Raw genomic sequence first — 17,964 nt, 5'->3', positions numbered from 1 at the left:
TCTTCGCCCGCTCGTTTTCTTCCTTGCCCGTTTCATGCTGCTCCCCACGCTTGCCCTGCTCTGCCTGTTTGCTTTCCTGGCCGGTTTCGTCGATGCCATTGTGGGCGGGGGCGGGCTGATTCAGCTGCCGGCCATGCTGCTGCTGCTCAAGGGCGTGCCGGTGCCCACCATTCTGGGCACGGGCAAGGTATCGTCGCTGGCCGGTACCTCGGCGGCCCTGCGGCGCTACGCGGGCAAGGTGCCCATCCGCTGGCGGACGGTGGGCGCGTCGGCCATTACGGCCGCGCTGTTTTCCTTTTTCGGGGCGCGGGTGGTCAGCCTGCTGCCCGCGGCGCTGCTGCGGCCCCTGGTGCTGGGGCTGCTGGTGGTCATTGCCATCTACACCTTCTGGCGCAAGGACTTCGGCTCGCTTCACGGCCCGCGCCTGCCCGCCAACCGCGAGCCGCTCTACGGCATTGCCATCGGCGTGTTCCTGGGCTTCTACGACGGCTTCTTTGGGCCCGGCACCGGCAGCTTCCTGCTGTTTGCCTTCGTGGGCTTGTTCGGCTACGACTTCCTTACCGCGTCGGCGTCGGCCAAGCTGGTGAACGTAGCCACCAACGTGGCCGGGGTGGCCTACTTCGCCTTCACCCACCAGATTCTCTACCAGGTGGCCCTGCCCATGGCCGCCTGCAATATGCTGGGCTCGGCGCTGGGCGCCAAAGTAGCCCTGGAGCGGGGTACCGGCTTCGTGCGGGTCCTGTTTCTGGTCGTGGTCTGCGGCATCATCCTCAAGCTGGGCTACGACACGTTTTTAGGGCCGGGCTAACCTGTCCTGGCAAGGCAGCCCGCTGCGGCAATCCATCCTCTAACCGGGCACGAAGCCCTTTGGCAGCAGAAAGCCCCGCCGTCAGCACGACGGCGGGGCTTTTTGAAGCAGCAGGATTTCTACTCGTTGCGCAGGATGGATTGCGGCGGCCTCTGCCCGGCGGTTTGCCTACTCGTTGCCGCCGGGCATGCCCGGTACGGGGTTGCCCTGGTTGGCGGCCCCGGTCTGGATGCCCATCTTCTCCTCGCGCTTGCGCTGGTAGCGGGCAAACTGGTCGGGCGTCAGCACGTCCTTCAGCCCCGCCAGCCGCGACTGGCCAATGTCGTTGATGATGGCGTTGAGCTTGCGCAGGTCGGTGCGGTACTGCAGGCGGGCCGTTTCCACGTTGCGCACGCTGGTCACGTTGATCTGCTGCACTTTCTCGGCCTGGGCGGGCGTCAGGTTCAGGGCCTGGCGCATGTTGGCGGTAAGGGCCGCGGCTTTGGCGTCTACTTTTTCGGCCGGCGGGGCCGGCACGGGCTTCGGCGCGGCGGCCGGGGCTTTGGTCTTGGTCTTGACCGTAGCGGTGGACGTTTCGGTTTTGGTTTTCGTCTTGGCCGGGGCCGTCTGGGCCTGGGTGGCAGCGGTGGTCAGCAGGGCGGCCGTGGCCAGCAGGAGCGTTTTCATAGGAGGCAAGCAAAACAAAAGGGCGGAAGGGAAGCAGCGCCCGCCGGAGCTGGGAGGGCCGGCCCGGGGGCGGGTTAGGTGTGTAAATATGGTGCCAAAAAGCACAGGCTGTTGTCGATAACGCGGGGGCGGGCTGTTTTATACTTTGCGCCGGCAAAATATGGGCGGGCCGGGGCGCAACCTTTCCGGCCGGGTTTGCTTACATAGCACTATGAAGCGACATACCCGAAACAACTGGCTGGCCGCCGCAGGCGCCGCCACCCTGCTGGCCGCCGCCACCCTGTTCGTCAACCGCCGCGGCTCCTACGATCTGCGCGGCCGCGTGGTGCTCATCACCGGCGGCTCCCGCGGCCTGGGGTTGATTCTGGCCCGGCAGGCCGTGGCCGATGGAGCCCGCGTGGCCATCTGCGCCCGCGACGCCGACGAGCTGGAGCGGGCCCGCCAGGAGCTGGCCGCCCAGGGCGCGGAGGTGCTGGCCCTGGTGCGCGACCTCTCGGACGCCATTGAGGTACGCACCCTGGTGGCCGAAGTCGAGCAGCAGCTTGGCCCCATCGACGTGCTCATCAACAATGCCGGCATCATCACGGCCGGCCCGCTCGACCACATGGAGGTGCGCGACTACGAAGAGTCGCTCGATGTGCACTTCTGGGCCCCGCTGCACGCCATGCAGGCCGTGCTGCCCGCCATGCGCCGCCGGGGCGAGGGCAAAATCGTCAACATTGCCTCGGTAGGCGGCAAGGTAGCCGTGCCCCATCTGGTGCCCTACAGCGCCGGTAAGTTTGCCCTGGTAGGCCTCTCGGAAGGCTTCCGCGCCGAGCTGCTGCAGTACGGAATTCAGGTAACCACCGTCTGCCCCGGGCTGATGCGCACCGGCAGCCCCCGCAACGCCACGATCAAGGGCCAGCACGAAAAAGAATACGCCGCTTTCAGCATTGCCGACTCGCTGCCGGTCATTTCGATGGATGCCGACAGCGCCGGCCGCCTGATCTGGAACGCCTGCCGTCGGGGCGACGCCGAAGTTATTCTGGGCCTGCCCGCCAAGCTGCTCTCCGCCTTCCACGGCCTGCTGCCCGGCACCACCGCCGACCTGCTCAGCTGGGCCAACCGCACCCTGCCCGGCCCCACCGACGTGATGGGCAATGAGCGCCGCCGCGGCTCGGAAAGCACCTCGGAGCTGTCCGAGTCCTGGCTGACGACGCTGACCAAGAAGGCCGAGCAGAAGTACAATCAGGTGTAGGCCGCCATCCGGCTTTTGCTATAGCCCCGGCACTGGGAGGAATGCCCGCCCGGCATTGCGCCCAGCGCCGGGGCTGCTTACGCCGGCGGGCAAACGCTAAAAGGCCCCACCGCGACGGTAGAGCCTTTTGCGAAGAAACTGAACGGTGGAAAAGGGGGCGTTAGTGCGAGTACACCTGGGTGAAGGTCGTTGGGGCGCCGGGCTGGGCAACGGTCAGGCGCAGCGTGGTGGCACTCAGCTCGGCTACGCCGTAGCGGCGCACGTTCGTGTCCTGGGTTACAGTCAGCGAATCGCCTTGGGGGCTGAGCTTCCAGGTGCCGGTAGTTTGCTGCGGCGCCTGGGGGTGAATCTTGATGGCTGCTTCGTCGAGGGTGAAAGCACCGCCGGCCGCGTAGGTAAAGACGTTGTCGCGCGCCCAGGGCTTAAGCCGGTCGAGCAGGTCCACGGTGGTCGCGGCCGAGGCGCCCGAAAGTGCCGTGCTGCTCGTCAGGTTGGTAAGACGCCAGGCGCTGGTCGTCAGCAGGTCGCTTTTTGATTGAGTCTGGATGGCGGCAGAAGCCTGGGCGGGCCGGACCTGGTCCAGCTCTTTCTGGCAGGAGGCCAGGGACAGGGATGCGGCGGCGGCAAGGCCCAGCAAAACGGACATTTTCTTCATGGCAACACAATTAAAATGAATGAGGCATCACGCAAAAACGCGCAGTGGGGGTGCGGTATAGGCAGAGGCAGTAAAATCCAACTTCACAATTCCTTCAGCACCTGTAACTGGCTGCGGTTCTAACTCAAAGGTAATACGGATAATTCAGAACTTCATGGAAAAAGACAATAATTGAAATTATATGTATGAAAATTAATACTTGAGTCTGCCAAAAAAAGATTTTGGCTTTTCCCTGCCCCATAAAATGAAAAATCCTTCCTCAGGCATATGAGGAAGGATTCTGCGAGGTAAGAGTAGCACTAATCTATAGTTGATGGCATAGGCTGGCAGCGCGGACAAATATAGGTAGCTCGGCCGCCAACGTAGCTTTTTGCAATATCGGTTTTGGGATGGCGCGGGCAGGATAAATGCTGCTCCGTATCGGGGGTAGCTGAAATGTCCCATTCCCGGGCGTGAATCAGGAAGGAGGCGGGGAAGTGCCGGTAGGTGGCTTCGTGACTTATAGCCGTCGTCAGGACCAGCTGAATAGCCTGTTGCAGCGCCTTGAATTCCCTGGTCGAAAGCGTGTTGGCCCGGCGCTCGGGGTGGATTTTGGCCTGAAACAGCACCTCGTCCACAATCCAGTTGCCCAGACCGGCCGTTACGCTCTGGTCGAGCAGCAGGGGCTTGATCATCATCTTCTTGGCGCCCAGCACCTGCTGCAGGTGGGCGGCCGTCACGTCTAGCGCGTCGGGACCCAGCTTCTTGGCCCGCTGGTAGTGGGCCACGCTTTCGGCGTGGCGGATGCGCCCGAACTTACGCGGGTCGATAAACGCCACGCGCAGGCCGCCGGCCAGGTGGAAGGCCACCCGGGTGAAGCGCGGGGCGTCGTGGTCGTCGCGGTAGGCGTCCACGTCGCCGGTCATGCCGAAGTGCAGGGCCAGGGCCGTACCATTGCTGAGCTCCAGAAAGCAGTTCTTGCCGATGCGGCGGGTGGCCGTGACCTGCTGGCCCACCAGGTTTTTGCGCAGCGTCTCCTCATCGGTGCCCAGCACATGGGCGTCGCGCACTTCGAAGGCGGTGATGGGTTGGTGCAGAATGACTTCGTCCAGAAAGCGGCGGTAGGTTTCGACTTCGGGTAGTTCGGGCACGGGCAGGAGTAAGGTTGGAAAGAAGCCGGCGCCGGCTGGGTGTTTTCGACCTGCGGGCGCCGGTTTTCTTAACAGCTGCCGGGCCTGGGGAGTTGCCGGCGGCCGGCTTTTATCCGGGCTTATTCCCGAACCAGGCGACCTGCCGAAAGAAAACGGCACCGGCCCCTGCCAACCAAACCGGCTTGAAACGGTAGTCCGGGCAGTCTACACCGTCAGCCGGCCTTCCACGACCACTACGCCCGCCCCGCCAATCTGCACCGACTCAATGGCCTCGCGGGGGCCGCTGATGCGCACCTGCACGGCTCCGGCGCGGCCCATCCAATGCCCCTGCTCGGCCACGAAATCGGGCTGGGTCAGGTGGCCATAGTGCCAGAGGTAGGCGGCCATGCCGCCGGTAGCGGAGCCGGTGACGGGGTCTTCGGCAATGTCGGGCGGGGTGCCGAAGTGGCGGGCAAAGGTCTGGCCGGCCTCCGTGGCCCCGCCCAGGCAGAACAGGTGGGGGCTGAAAAAGTCGCTGGCGGCGCGGTAGCGGGCAAAGGCGGCGGTGTCGGACACGTGGGCGCGGCGCAGGGCGGCGTGGTCGCGCAGCAGCACCATCAGCTGGGGCGTGCCGGTGCTCACGGTCTGGATAACGGAGCCGGGGTGCAGGTCGGCGGGAGTGAGGCCGAACAGGGGCAGGACCACGGCCGGGTCGTGGAGGGTGCCGAACACCGGGCGGCGCTGGGTCATCACCACCTGCGGCAGCCCGCCCGCTTCGGCCGGAGCGGCTACGTCCACCCGGATCGGGCCTTCGAGCAGCTCCAGCTGCAGGGTGGTGTGGGGGCCGGAAAGGGCCAGCCGGCCGGTATGCACCAGCGCCGCCACGGTGGCAATGGTGGGGTGGCCGGCCATCGGAATTTCCTCGGCGGGAGTGAAGTAGCGCACGGCGAAGTCGGCCGTGGCGGAGCGGCGCACGAAGGCCGTTTCCGACTGGTTGAACTCCCGGGCCAGCCGCTGCATGGTGGCCGGCGTCAGCTCGTCGGCATCCAGGACCACGGCGCAGGGGTTGCCGCCCAGGGCGGTTTGGGTGAAGGCGTCGACGAGCAGGAAAGGATAGGAGGTGGGCATAGAGCAGGTTTGGATTGGACCGGCAAGGTAAGAACGCCGACGGCAACCCCGCTGAACTGCATCCGCTCGTTTGGGTTACGGGTCCCCCGCTTTCGGTAGAATAGGCACCAAACCCGGTCACCAGCAAAAAGCCCTCTACCGGGTAGGGTAGAGGGCTTTTGGAAGTACCAAATTACGGCAGGGCGGCCGGCCGAAAACGACTGCCGAAGGGCTACGACGGGTCCGACAGCAGCCCCACCTGCTGCCCCTGCTTGTTGAACACGCCGCCGCTGGCACTCACGTAGAGGCGGCGCTCCTGCCCATCGACCAGCACGTAGGGGAAGCTCGCGCTGGTGGAGCGGGTAAGGCGGCCCACCAGCTCGGTAGTACCGCTGTCGGCGTCCACGCGCAGCACGTTGAGGCGGCTGGTGAGGAAGTAGGCCTCGTTGGGAGTGGCGCGGAAGGTGATGCGGCCCACCACGCTCAGCGGCTCGGCCCTGGTCACGCGCTGGGGCGAACGGCTGGCCAGCACTACGGGCGCGGCCGAAGGCGCGGTGGCGTGGCTGCTGGCCGCTATCTGGTTGCTCGACTGCTGCCAGCCGGTGCTGATGGCGGACAGGCGGTTGGCGCGGCCGGGATGGGTGGCCGACGGCGCATCGTCGGAAACGACGGCCAGGGCGGCCTGGGCTTCGGCGAGGCTGGCGCCCATCTTGCGCAGCACGAAGCCCGAGAATTCGTCGGCTTCCAGCTCATCGGCGGGCTTGCTGCCGCCGGCCAGCAGGGTGTGGCCGTTGAGGTGGTGGCCCATTTCGTGGGCCAGGATGCTGATACCGGCCCAGTCGGTGCGGCCGGCGCGGTTGACGGCGCCCACGAACTGCGGATTGTAGAGCAAAAACCGCCTGCCGTCGTACACCACGGCGGCGGCATTCTGCACGGCCGAGGTGGCGCGCAGCTCAAAGCGCGGCTTCAGGCCGACCACGTCGGTAATTTCGCGGAGCACGTCGCGGCTTTTGGAGGCCTGGGCCTGCACTGAGGTTGGGTTCAGCAAAGAAAGCAACCCGACAAGCAGCAAGCCTGCGGAGGGGCGGAAGATGCGGTGGAAGGGCATGAGGGGAGCTTGGAGTGAAAACCAGGAAAGTCAGGAATCATGCCAAAAGGGGCTGCCGGAACAACGCCGGCAGGCCGGGTTTAGTGCCTGTAAATCCAAGATGTCACTCTGGCGGGAAACGTTGCTCCGCCCCGGCCGCTACGCCTTCTGCAGCTGCTTCACGGGCGCCGCAGGAGCCGGCCGCTCCCCGATCTGCTGCCGCCACATGGCGTAGTAAAGCCCTTTCTGGGCCAGCAGCTCCTCGTGGCGGCCCTGCTCGGCAATGTGGCCGCGCTCCAGCACAAAGATCTTGTCGGCGTGCAGGATGGTGCTCAGGCGGTGGGCAATGAGGATGGTAATGTGCTGGCGCGAGCCCGACAGCTCCCGCACCGTGGTGCTGATTTCTTCTTCCGTGAGCGAGTCCAGCGAGGACGTGGCCTCGTCGAAGACCAGCAGCGTCGGGTGGCGCAGCAGGGCGCGGGCAATGCTCAGGCGCTGCTTTTCGCCGCCCGAAACCTTCACCCCGCCTTCCCCGATAACGGTGTCGAGGCCGAGCGGGGCGCGGGCCAGCAGGCCGTCGGCCGCGGCCTGGTGCAGGGCGCGCAGGCATTCCTCATCGGTGGCCTGGGGCGCCACGAAGAGCAGGTTTTCGCGGATGGTGCCGGCAAACAGCTGGGTGTCCTGGGTCACGAAGCCGATTTGCTCGCGCAGCTGGTCGAGGTCAATTTCGGCGCCGGGAATGCCGTTGTACAGGATCTGACCGGCCAGGGGCGGATACAGGCCCACCAGCAGCTTGACCAAAGTGGTTTTGCCCGAGCCCGAAGGCCCCACGAAGGCAATGGTTTCGCCCAGCTTGGTATCGAAGGAAATGCCGTCCAGGGCCGCGGTGGCGGCCGACAGGTGCTTGAAGCGCACCGCGTCGAAGGCCAGGGTCTGGATCTGCTCGATGGTCTGCGGGTGGGCGGGCTTCACGTCCTTGGGCGTGTCCAGGATCAGCTGGAAGTTGGCCAGTGAGGCTTCGGTTTCGCGGTACACGTTGATGATAGTGCCCATTTCCTGCAGCGGGCCGAAGATGGCGAAGGAGTAGATAAAGAAGGAGAAGAACTCGCCGACGGTGATGATCTGCTGCACCACCAGGTAGAGCAGCATGAGCAGAATCACGTTGCGCATCAGGTTCACGAAGGTGCCCTGCACGAAGGACAAGGAGCGCAGGTAGCGCACCTTTTTCAGCTCCAGCTTGAGGATCTTCTCGGTGGTGGCGCTCAGGCGCTGGGTTTCCTGCTGGGCCAGCCCCAGGCTTTTGATCAGCTCAATGTTGCGCAGGCTTTCGGTGGTAGAGCCGGCCAGGGCCGTGGTTTCGGCCACGATGGTTTTTTGAATCACCTTAATGCGGCGGCTCAGAAACAAACTCAACGACCCCAGGATGGGAATGGTCAGGAAGTACACCGCCGCAATGGGCCAGTACACGCTGATGGCGTACCAGACCACGAAGATGATGCCCACCAGGGAAATAAACAGCACGTTGACGAAGCTCTGAATCAGGCGCTCCACGTCGGTGCGCACCTTCTGCAGCTTGCCCAGGGTTTCGCCGGAGCGCTGGTCCTCAAACACCTGGTAGGGCAGCTCCAGGGAGTGGCGCAGGCCGTCGGAGTACAGCTCGGCGCCCAGGCGCTGGGTGATGACGTTGACGTAGTAGTCCTGGAAGTTTTTGGCAATGCGCGACACCATGGCCACGCCCATGGCCTTGAGAATCAGGATGCCCGCGCCGCCGGCCAGAAAAGCCCAGAAGCCGTCGTGAAACACTGTGGTGCCGGCCTTCACCACGTGGCGGTCAATGATCTGCCGGAAAATGTAGGGGTCGAGCAGGGAGAAAATCTGGTTGATGGCGGCCAGCGCCAGCGCCAGCGCCAGCAGGCCCCAGTAGTGGCGCAGGTAGCTGTAAAGAAGTTTCATGCCGAAGTGAGGGAGGAGGAACAGTAGAAAGCCCCAAGGACCGGCGGATGTTTTTTGCTTGCCGCCACCGGGCGTTTGGCCCGGCGAAGCTGGCGAATAAAAAGAAGCCGCCGAAACTAAGTTCGGCGGCTTCCCGGAAAAACGTTGACCGGCAGGTTCGCTGCGGCCTCAGGCGGGCTGCGCCCGTGGCCCACGCAGGCCGAATACCCGGTGCAGCCCCAGCAGGTACAGGCAGCGCCCGAGCAGGGGCCCCACGTTGAGCAGCTGCACCTGCGCGCCGGCCGCGTGCAGCAGCAGCAGCTGCGAAACGCAGTACGCCACGCCCTGGGTGCGCAGGCAGCGCAGCCGGTGGCAGTCGATGAGCAGGCGCGGATGCCGCACCGGGCAGCTGCGAACCAGGTGCCGCGCCAGCTCGGCACAGTTGACGGTGTCCAGGTCGATGCGGACCAGGTAGGGCGTAAAGTTCGCCCAAGTTGACTTCACAGGAAGAAGAAGCTGGCTCATAGCGGGGAGCAATAAGGCGGGAAAGAGCAGAGGGGGAAGGAGCGGGCGGCCGCGCCCCGGAGCTGCAGGCTTGCAGGATAGCGGGGACTATTGTGAAGATAAGAAGAAAAAACCGGTAAATCCAGCCTGCTTTTTCCGAATTCAGCGCCGCCGGAAGCCGGGTTTGCGGCTCCGTACTTTTCCCGCCTCTCCCGGCTGCCGACCGCCCCAGACAAGTCCGGGGTGGGAGTTGTGCTGTGGCGCTTTGCTGATTAGGCCCACAGGCCGGAGCCGGCCGGACTGCTCCGGCCGGCATCCCGAGCTGGCTCCTCCGGCTCCTTGGGGGTGAGCGTGGGGCCGGCAGCCATTGCGGAAGCTTCGCCGGGATGGCCGGCCGCGCCGGTGAGCATAAACCCGCGCAGGCGGTTGATGTGCTTCTTGATTTCCTCGATGCGCTCCTGCGGCTGCCCCGACCAGGTGCCTTCACCCTGGGCGCTCATATTGGTGAGCAGGGTTTTGCGCTCTTCCAGCATGCGTATGGCTACCCACAGCGACTCCTCCAGCGCCTCCTGCGACTCCTTCAGCAGCGAGTCGGCGGTGAAGGCGTGGCCCGTGTGGCAGCGGTAGCGCAGCACCCGGCCGTTCTCAAGCTGCCAGAGGGAGCCCCCGCAGTCGGGGCAGGTGAGCGGCACTTGCCGCCCCAGCTGGCTGGCTTCGGCCGGCGTTCCCAGGCTCACGACTCTCTCCGCAATGGCGGCCTCCAGCTGGATGTCCTCCGGAATGGGCAAAACTTCGGTGACGGGCTGCAACACGAGTTCTTCGAGCCGGGCGCCCAGCCGCGCCAGCGGCACCACGTCGTCGATAGCGACGTTGCGCAGCGCGCTTTCCGGCATGCTGGGAAACTCGGCGTCGGCGGGGTCCTGCACCAGGGCCAGCCCGCCGCAGCGCTTGATAAACTCCAGCCCGGCCGTGCCGTCGTGCAGCATGCCGGTGAGCACCACCCCGATAACGCGGGCGCCGTAGTGGGCCGCGGCGGAGCGAAACAGCGTGTCGGCGGCGGGGCGGTAGTGGTTTTCGCGCGGCCCCTGGGCCACCAGCAGCCGGCCCGCGCTTACCAGCAGATGCCGGTCGGGTGGGGCCAGGTACAGGTGGCCCGGCTCCACGGGCATTCCGTGCTCCGCCAGCTGGCAGCGCAGCGTAGTATGCCGGGCCAGGCAGGTCACCAGATACGCGCCCGAAGAGTCGGCGGCCAGGTGCTGCACGACGAGCACGGCGGCGGGCAAGGAACCGGGAAGCTGGCCCACAAGCTGGCAGAGGGCCGGCATTCCGCCGGCCGAAGTGCCGATGACAATGATATGATGACCGTTCACAGTCTGGAGTAAAGTGATAAACTCAGGAAGCGGGTCCCCGTTACGGGTGGCCCAGGCCTTCGAAAATACGCAGGAACAGGGCGCGGGGCTACGGGCCGGAACCTGTTTTTGCGCCCGTTGCCCGGCCCCTCACCCCGCGGCAGGAGATTGTGGTTAGCTTTGGCAGCGCCAGCGCGGCCCGGCTTTCCTGGCCCGGTCCGCGCCGGCCTTATCCCTTCCGCTGCTGATGACCCACGCTACCCCACCGCCTGCTCCGGACGAAAAGCCACACCCGGCCGGCACTGTGCCCGCGGCTACGGCCGGGCAGCTGCAGGAGGCGCGGCGCCAGGAAAGCACGGCCGACCGGTTTCCGATTGTCAGCCTGGGGGGCTCGGCAGGTTCGCTGCCGGCTTTCGAGCAGTTTTTCCGGGCCCTGCCCGACCCTGCCGGCATGGCCTTCGTGGTGGTGGCCCATCTTGCGCCCGACGTCGAGTCGGAGCTGGCCCCCATTCTGCAGAGCTGCACCCGCATGCCCGTGGCCGAGGCGACGGATGGCGCCAAGGTGCGGGCCAACCACGTGTACGTGATTCCGCCGGGCAAGGAAATGTCGATTCTGCACGGGACGCTGCTGCTGTTTGCCCCTACCCAGGCCCGGGGCCACCGCATGCCCATCGACTTCTTCTTCCAGAGCCTGGCCAAGGACGTGCGGGAGCGGGCCGTGTGCATCATCTTCTCGGGCCTGGGCTCCGACGGCACCATCGGGCTGAAGATGGTGATGGAAAACTTCGGCATGGTGATGGTGCAGGCCCCCGAAACCGCCCAGTACGACTCCATGCCCCGCTCGGCCCTGGCCACCGAGTTTGTCGACTACGTGCTGCCCGCCGCTCAGCTGCCGGCCCGCCTGCTCGAGTACGTGAGCAAGCCCCTGCTGGCCCACGCGGTGCGCGGGGCCGCCGACTCCGCGGCGAAGCCCGCCCACGCCCTGCAGAAGATCTTTATGCTGATCCGGGCCCAGACCGGCCACGACTTCAGCTTTTACAAGCGCAACACCGTGTTCCGGCGCATTGAGCGCCGCATGAATGCCCACCAGATCGAGGGCTTTACCCACTATGTGCGCTACCTGCAGGAAAACCCGGCCGAGGTGCTGGCCCTGTTCAAGGAGCTGCTCATTGGCGTAACCAAGTTTTTCCGCGACCCGGAAGCCTTCGGCCAGCTCAAGGGCCACCTGCTGCCGGTGCTGCGCCAGAAGCCCGCCGACAGCCCCATCCGGGTGTGGGCCCCGGGCTGCTCCACCGGTGAGGAAGCCTATTCGCTGGCCATGCTGCTGCTCGAATGCCTCGACGGCGTCGACCCCGGCTGCCACCTCACCATCCAGCTGTTTGCCACCGATATCAGCCCGGAGGGCGTCGAGTTTGCGCGTGCCGGTCTGTATCCGGAGAATATTGCCGCCGACGTGAGCCCCGAGCGGCTGGCGCGCTTCTTTGTGAAAACCGACGGCGGCTACCAGATCTGTAAGCAGGTGCGCGACGCGGTGGTGTTTGCCCTGCACAACCTGACCCGCGACGCCCCCTTCACCCGCCTCGACCTGCTGTGCTGCCGCAACCTGCTCATCTACCTGAGCAGCGAGCTGCAGAAAAACCTGCTGCCCGTGTTTCACTACGCCCTCAACCCCGGCGGACTGCTGTTTCTGGGGCCTTCAGAAAACCTGAGCGGCTTTCAGGATCTGTTTGCCCCCCTGGACGTGAAGTGGAAGATTTCGCGCCGCACCGAAACCTCGTCCCAGATTACCCGCCTCATCAACTTTCCTTTTTCCCTGGCCCGGCGCGCTGCCCAGCCGGCCAGCACTACCGGCCCCATGACTTCCCCCTCGCTCCGTAAAGAAGGCCCTTTTGCCGCCCTGGTGCAGCAGGCGCTGCTCCAAGCCTTCAGCCCGCCCGCCGTTGTCATCAACGCCAAAGGCGATATTCTCTACATCCACGGCCGTACGGGGCGCTACCTGGAGCCCGCCCCGGGCATGGGCGCCATGAACATCTTCGAAATGGCCCGCGAAGAGCTTAACTTCGAAATCAGCGGGGCCGTGCACCGGGCTACCCTCGAGTGCCAGGACGTGGTGGTGCACAACGTGCGGGTAAAAACCGACGCCGGCCACCAGCTGCTGCGCCTGTCGGTGCGCTACCTGCCGGAGCCCGAAACCCTGCGGGGCCTGCTGCTGGTAGCTTTCGAAGACATGCCCACGCCCCGCAAGGTGCGCCAGGGCCGGCCGGCGGCCGGCGCGGCGGCCGCCGACTCCGACACTGTGGCGGGCACCCTCAACAAGGAGCTGCAGTACACCAAGCACCGCCTGCAGACGACCATTGAGGAAATGGAAAGCAGCCTGGAAGAGCTGAAAAGCACCAATGAGGAGCTGCAGAGCGCCAACGAGGAGCTGCAGAGCACCAACGAGGAGGCCATGACCAACAAGGAGGAAATGCAGAGCCTCAACGAGGAGCTCATGACGCTCAACACGCAGTACCTGAGCAAGACCGAGGAGCTCAGCCAGGCGGCCAACGACATGAAAAACCTGCTCGATGCCACCGAAATTGCCACCATCTTCCTCGGCAACGACCTGGTGATAAAGCGCTTTACCCCGCCCGTGGCGGGCATCATCAAGCTGCTGCCCTCGGATGTGGGCCGCCCCATCGACCACTTTGCCAGCAACCTGCGCCACGAAAACCTGGCCGCCGACGTGCAGCAGGTGCTCGACCGGCTCGTGAGCCTGGAGGTCAACATTCAGACGATCGGCGGCGAGTGGTACGTGATGCGCATTCTGCCCTACCGCACCCTCGACAACTACATCAGCGGGGCCGTCATCACCTTCACCGACATTTCGGGGCTCAAGCACCTCGAAGAGCAGCTGCAGGCCAGCCGCCGCTTTGCCGAAAGCATTGTGGAAACCGTGCGCGAGCCGCTGGTGGTACTCGATGAGGAGCTGCGGGTGCTCACCATCAGCCGCTCGTTTGCCGAGGCCTTCGGGCTGGAAGCCGAGGGAACCCGGGGGCTGCTGCTGACCGACCTTTCGGGGGGCGCCTGGAAAAGCGTGGGCCTCGACCGCCGCCTGCAGGCCCTGCTCAGCACCGAGGCCAGCACCTTCGACGAGGTGACGGTGGAGGCCGACTTCACCGGGGTCGGGCGCCGGCGCGTGGTGCTCTACGGCCGCCGTATCCGCCGCGAAGGCTTGCAGACCAGCCACATCCTGCTGGGAATAACGGACCTTAGCCGCCGCTGACAGGCGGGCCCCACTTGCACCTGGTCGAGATGAACACGCCGGATTTTTCTGCTTCCCAACCCCCCCACGAAGGTCTGCGCGCCTTGCGCGCCCGCGCCGAGGAGCGGCGGCGGCTCGTCACGCAGATCACCGCCGACAAAAGCCCGGAGGAAGTGCAGCGGCTGGTGCAGGAGCTGCAGGTTCACCAGATTGAGCTGGAAATGCAGAATGAGGAGCTGCTGCTGGCCCAGGCCGAAGCCGAGGCCGTGCGTGCCCAGTACCTTGATCTGTACGACTTTGCTCCGGCCGGCTACTTCACCCTCAGCGCCCACGGCCTGATCCGGCAGCTCAACCTGCGCGGCAGCCAGCTGCTGGGCAGCGTGCGCCAGCGCCTCACCGGCCGCCGCTTCCCGCTGTTCGTCGCCCCGGCCGACCGGCCCCGGTTCGCCGACTTCCTGGCGCAGGTGTTGCGGGCCGAGTTCCGCCAGAGCTGCGAGCTGGCCATGCTGCGCGACGATGGCACCAGCTTTTTTGCCCAGCTCGAGGGCGTCGCCGTGCAGGTTCCGGATGGCTACGGCCAGCACGAGCCCCAGTGCCGGCTGGCCATTATCGACGTGAGTGCCCGGCAAGCGGCCCTGCAGGAGCTGGCCGCCAGTGAGGCCCGCTTCCGGCAGCTGTTTGAGCAAACCAGCGACGCCATCATCCTGGTGCAGAGCAACGTGGTCATCGACTGCAACCCCCGGGCCCTGCAGCTGCTCGGCGCCCGGTGCAAAAGCCAGCTGGTGGGCTTTCCGCCCTGGGAACATGCCACGCCCCTGCTCAACGGGCAGCCCCGGGCCGACGTTTTTGCCCTGGGCGTGGCCGAAGCGCTGCGGCACGGCTCCCGGCGCGCTGAGTTCACCCTGCAGCGCCTGACGGGGGAAGTGGCCTGGGTGGAGTCGGTTATTACGCCCATCACCGTGAGCGGCCAGCCCCTGCTGCACATCGTGTGGCGCGATATTACGGCCGCCAAGCACGCGGCTGAGCAGCTGCGCACCAGCAAGGAGCAGCTCAGCCTGGCCCTGCCTGGCTCGGGCACCGGCACCTTTGCCTGGTACCAAAGCACCGACCAGGTGCAGTGGGACGAGCGGGCCCAGGCTGCCTTCGGCTTTGCCCGGCAGGCGGCGGTACCAACCGCGGCGGTGCTCCGCCGCCTGCATCCGGCCGACGCGCCGGCCGTGCAGGCCGCCCTCCAGGCCGCCGTGGCCTCGCGGGAGCCGCTGGCGCTGCAGTACCGCATCATCTGGCCCGACCGCTCAGTGCACCATATTTCGGCGGCGGGACGGGTGGTAGTCGACGGCGCGGGGCAGGTGCAGGGCTTTGCCGGCATTGTGATGGACGTGACGGCGCAGCACGAAACCCAGCAGGCGCTCCGCTACCAGAGCCTGCTCACCCAGCGTATGCTCGAAGCCATGCCCGTGGTGCTGGCCCGCCTCGACGCGGAGGGCCGCTACCTCGAAGCCCTGGGGCAGGGGCTGCACAACCTGGGCCTGGCCAACGAATCCCTGCCGGGCCTGAAGGCGCTGGACCTGTTTCCGGCCCCGGCCGAAGAAATAGCCCGGCTGCAGGCCGGCGAGCGGGTCGAGTTCGACAACGAAGTCGACTGCCAGGGCCGGCACTACCACTTCCACAGCTACGCCTACTTCGACCAGGAGCGCCGGCAAACCATGCTGCTGGCCATCGACGTGACCCCGCTGGAAGAGCAGAAGCAGCAGCTGCGCCGGGAAAAGGAGTTCAACGAAAGCCTGCTCGACAACAGCGTGGACGGGATTATGGCCTTCGACCAGCACGGCTGCTTCCTGGCCTGGAACCGGGTGCTGGAGCGCCGCACCGGCCGCCTGGAAGCCGAGCTGCTGGGTCAGAACCTGTTCGCCGTATTTCCCGAGTGGCAGGACAAGCCCCAGGAGCAGGCCATCCGGCAGGTGCTCAAGGGCAAGCGCCTCACCCGCTACAACATGCCTTTTCATACCCAGCCCGGCCACTACGAGTCTCACCTGGTGCCGCTGCTGGGCCCCGACAACCAGGTGAAGGGCGGCCTGGTGCTGATCCGCGACGTGACCGAGCGGGTGCAGCTGGCCGAGGAAGCCACCCGCCTGAAGCTGCGCCAGCAGCAGGAGGTGCTGTCGGCCATTCTGGCCACCCAGGAGGAGGAGCGCAAGCGCATTGCCGAAGCCCTGCACAACGGCGTGGGCCAGCTGCTGTACGCGGCCAAGCTCAACCTGGAAAACCGCGCCCCCGACGCGCCTTACCGCCGCAATACGCTGAGCCTGCTCGAAGACGCCATCCGCGCTACCCGCACCATTTCCTTCGAGCTGACGCCGGGCATCCTGGAGGATTTCGGCCTGAAAATAGCCCTGGAGGAGCTGGGCAAGCGGATTCCCAAGCACAACCTGCGCATTCACCTCAACCTGGTGGGGCTGGACAGGCCCCGGCCCCGGCCGGTGGAAATTGCCCTGTACCGGGTGGTGCAGGAGCTGCTCAACAACATCATCCGGCACGCCCAGGCCAGTGAGGCCTTCATTCACGTGGTGCACGAGGGCCGGCACGTCCACATTTCCGTCGAGGACAACGGCGTCGGCATCGGGACCGGCCAGGAGGGCGCGCCGCCCAAGGGCATCGGGCTGGCCGGCATTCACAACCGCATCGACCTGCTGGGCGGCGAGCTGATCATTGAGTCGCGGGCGGGCCGCGGCACCATCGTCACCATCGAGCTGACCATAAGCTAGCCGCTGGCCCCGGCGTAGTACCAGCGGCTAGAGCCGCAGGCCGATGCCGGGGCCGAGCAGAAAGAACGGCCGGCGCGTGGACAGCAGGTAGCCGCCGCCCAGGTAGAGCGGAAACGTGAGCTTGGCCTCGCGCCGGGTGGGGTACACCGAGCCCAGCACCACGATGCCCAGGTCGCGGTTGCCGCCCTTGCTCAGATCGAAGGCGTTCAGGGCCACGAAGCCCGCCCCGACCTTGTAGGGCCGCAGGCGGTTGATTTTTTCGGGGTGGTAAAAGCTCAGCTGCCCCAGCATGGCCAGGGAAATGCCGCCGAAGGACGTGTAGCTCGACTCGCCCCGGTACTTGGTGAGCAGGCCGCCGGGGAAGCTCACGTCGATGTCGAACTTGAGGCGGCGCTTGAGCACCAGCTCCAGCTTCTGGGTGAAGCCCGGGTCAGAATATTGGCTCGGGGTGTGCCGCACGGTGATGATGATGGTGCTCCAGTCGTCCAGGTCGTAGGTTTTGCGGGCGTTGAGCACGTTGTTGAGGCTCAGGCTGCCCACCTGGCAGAGCTTGTCCTGGTAGAAGGCGGCCCGCACCGAGTTGTCGCCGGGGCAGACGACCACGTTGTCGAGGGTGCGCAGCTCCAGCAGCTCGCCCTTGGCGTTCTGGGTGCGGATGTCGAAGGTGAGGTACTGCTTGCCGTAGAGCTGGGTTTCGGTGTCGATGCCGTTGGGGTTGAAGCTGAACACCACGTCGGAGATGACGCGGCTGTAAAGCACCGGCCCGTTCAGCCGGTTGAGCACCCGCGGCCCCTCGCCGAAGTTGACGGCCACGAAGTCGAGCGGGTGGGGGCGCTGAAATTCCCTGACGGTCAGGGCGAAGCCCGTGGGCTGCCCGGCGTTGAAAATGGTGATGCGCCGCTTGTCGATGGTCAGCGGCACCTGCACGCGGTACACCACGGCCGCCTCGGTGCGCACTGAGGAGTCGGAAGGCACCACGGCCAGGTCCTCGAAGTGAAAGCGCGCCTTCTGCAGCGATTCGCCCTCGAGGCGCACGTCCACGGTTTCGCCCGGGTTCACGGCCAGGCTGCCGGTCCAGTCGCCGCCGCGGTGGCGCACCTGCACCGTGCTGATGCTGGTTTTGGGCGAGATGTTGAAGTTGGTAATGTACTTGGGCTGGTCGTTTTCCTTGAGGTAGAGGTAGCTGTCGGCCTGGCGGTGGGTGTTGTACACGCGCAGCCAGCACAGCACCCGGTCGTTGGTCAGGTACTGGCGGGTAAACAGCTCGGCCATCAGCGCCCCGCCGGCTTCTTCCTGGTCCTCGATGCGGTAGGTGCGCTTGAGCTCAAAGCTGCGGCCGTTGTCGAGGATGATTTCCACGCCCCGGCGCCGGGCCACCTCGTCCAGGGTTACTTCCTTTGGGGCTTAGGAAGCAAATCGAGCTTAGAGGGGCCGTTGGCGAAGTTCTTTGAGCAAGACTTTATACACGTTTTCGTAGCGATGGTTGAAGCGAAATTCACAT

General features: G+C 65.6%; 13 protein-coding genes. 4 read left to right on the top strand and 9 right to left on the bottom strand.

What is annotated here, in order from left to right; all coding sequences use genetic code 11:
- Nucleotides 1–34 precede the first annotated feature (34 nt).
- Nucleotides 35–808: a sulfite exporter TauE/SafE family protein gene (locus ABD842_RS07415; protein WP_345112175.1), complete on the top strand. Its 774-nt coding sequence runs from the start codon at nt 35–37 to the stop codon at nt 806–808.
- 168 nt (nt 809–976) lie between these two features.
- Here the strand turns inward: ABD842_RS07415 and ABD842_RS07410 are convergent, their stop codons facing one another.
- Entirely contained in the window at nt 977–1,474 is a 498-nt protein-coding gene (locus ABD842_RS07410; RefSeq protein WP_345112172.1) for a hypothetical protein, read from the bottom strand.
- Nucleotides 1,475–1,685: 211 nt separating this feature from the next.
- Between ABD842_RS07410 and ABD842_RS07405 the strand changes: the two genes are divergently transcribed.
- The gene (locus ABD842_RS07405; protein ID WP_345112169.1) at nt 1,686–2,711 is read left to right on the top strand and encodes an SDR family NAD(P)-dependent oxidoreductase; all 1,026 of its coding nucleotides are present in this window, start codon (nt 1,686–1,688) and stop codon (nt 2,709–2,711) included.
- Nucleotides 2,712–2,871: 160 nt separating this feature from the next.
- Here ABD842_RS07405 and ABD842_RS07400 read toward each other — a convergent pair whose 3' ends face one another.
- From ABD842_RS07400 to ABD842_RS07370, 7 genes are all read right to left on the bottom strand, one after another.
- Nucleotides 2,872–3,366 carry a hypothetical protein gene (locus ABD842_RS07400; RefSeq protein ID WP_345112166.1) on the bottom strand — a complete coding sequence of 165 codons (495 nt, stop codon included), beginning with the start codon at nt 3,364–3,366 and terminating at the stop codon, nt 2,872–2,874.
- A 299-nt stretch (nt 3,367–3,665) separates the two neighbouring features.
- On the bottom strand, nt 3,666–4,496 hold the full coding sequence (gene mutM / locus ABD842_RS07395) for a DNA-formamidopyrimidine glycosylase (RefSeq protein WP_345112163.1): 831 nt from the start codon (nt 4,494–4,496) through the stop codon (nt 3,666–3,668).
- Between the two features lie 204 nt (nt 4,497–4,700).
- Nucleotides 4,701–5,603 (bottom strand): PhzF family phenazine biosynthesis protein, encoded by a 903-nt coding sequence (locus ABD842_RS07390; protein ID WP_345112160.1) that lies wholly within the window; start codon nt 5,601–5,603, stop codon nt 4,701–4,703.
- 211 nt (nt 5,604–5,814) lie between these two features.
- Nucleotides 5,815–6,690 carry a M48 family metalloprotease gene (locus ABD842_RS07385; protein ID WP_345112158.1) on the bottom strand — a complete coding sequence of 292 codons (876 nt, stop codon included), beginning with the start codon at nt 6,688–6,690 and terminating at the stop codon, nt 5,815–5,817.
- A gap of 138 nt (nt 6,691–6,828) precedes the next feature.
- A complete protein-coding gene (locus tag ABD842_RS07380) occupies nt 6,829–8,622 on the bottom strand; it encodes an ABC transporter ATP-binding protein (protein ID WP_345112155.1) in 1,794 nt (597 codons plus the stop codon).
- 168 nt (nt 8,623–8,790) lie between these two features.
- Nucleotides 8,791–9,105: an STAS domain-containing protein gene (locus ABD842_RS07375; protein WP_345112152.1), complete on the bottom strand. Its 315-nt coding sequence runs from the start codon at nt 9,103–9,105 to the stop codon at nt 8,791–8,793.
- Nucleotides 9,106–9,377: 272 nt separating this feature from the next.
- A complete protein-coding gene (locus ABD842_RS07370) occupies nt 9,378–10,475 on the bottom strand; it encodes a chemotaxis protein CheB (RefSeq protein WP_345112149.1) in 1,098 nt (365 codons plus the stop codon).
- Between the two features lie 226 nt (nt 10,476–10,701).
- Here ABD842_RS07370 and ABD842_RS07365 point away from each other — a divergent pair, with 226 nt between their 5' ends.
- Nucleotides 10,702–13,719 (top strand): chemotaxis protein CheB, encoded by a 3,018-nt coding sequence (locus tag ABD842_RS07365; RefSeq protein ID WP_345112146.1) that lies wholly within the window; start codon nt 10,702–10,704, stop codon nt 13,717–13,719.
- A 29-nt stretch (nt 13,720–13,748) separates the two neighbouring features.
- The gene (locus ABD842_RS07360) at nt 13,749–16,463 is read left to right on the top strand and encodes a PAS domain S-box protein (protein ID WP_345112143.1); all 2,715 of its coding nucleotides are present in this window, start codon (nt 13,749–13,751) and stop codon (nt 16,461–16,463) included.
- Nucleotides 16,464–16,490: 27 nt separating this feature from the next.
- Here ABD842_RS07360 and ABD842_RS07355 read toward each other — a convergent pair whose 3' ends face one another.
- Nucleotides 16,491–17,840 carry a hypothetical protein gene (locus ABD842_RS07355; RefSeq protein ID WP_345112140.1) on the bottom strand — a complete coding sequence of 450 codons (1,350 nt, stop codon included), beginning with the start codon at nt 17,838–17,840 and terminating at the stop codon, nt 16,491–16,493.
- Between the last annotated feature and the right edge of the window lie 124 nt (nt 17,841–17,964).

This window comes from Hymenobacter algoricola (assembly GCF_039539525.1).
In the GTDB taxonomy this organism is placed as follows: Bacteria; Bacteroidota; Bacteroidia; order Cytophagales; family Hymenobacteraceae; genus Hymenobacter; species Hymenobacter algoricola.
The sequence above is the reverse complement of the archived record's forward strand: the minus strand, read 5'-3'. Positions and strand labels throughout refer to the sequence as shown.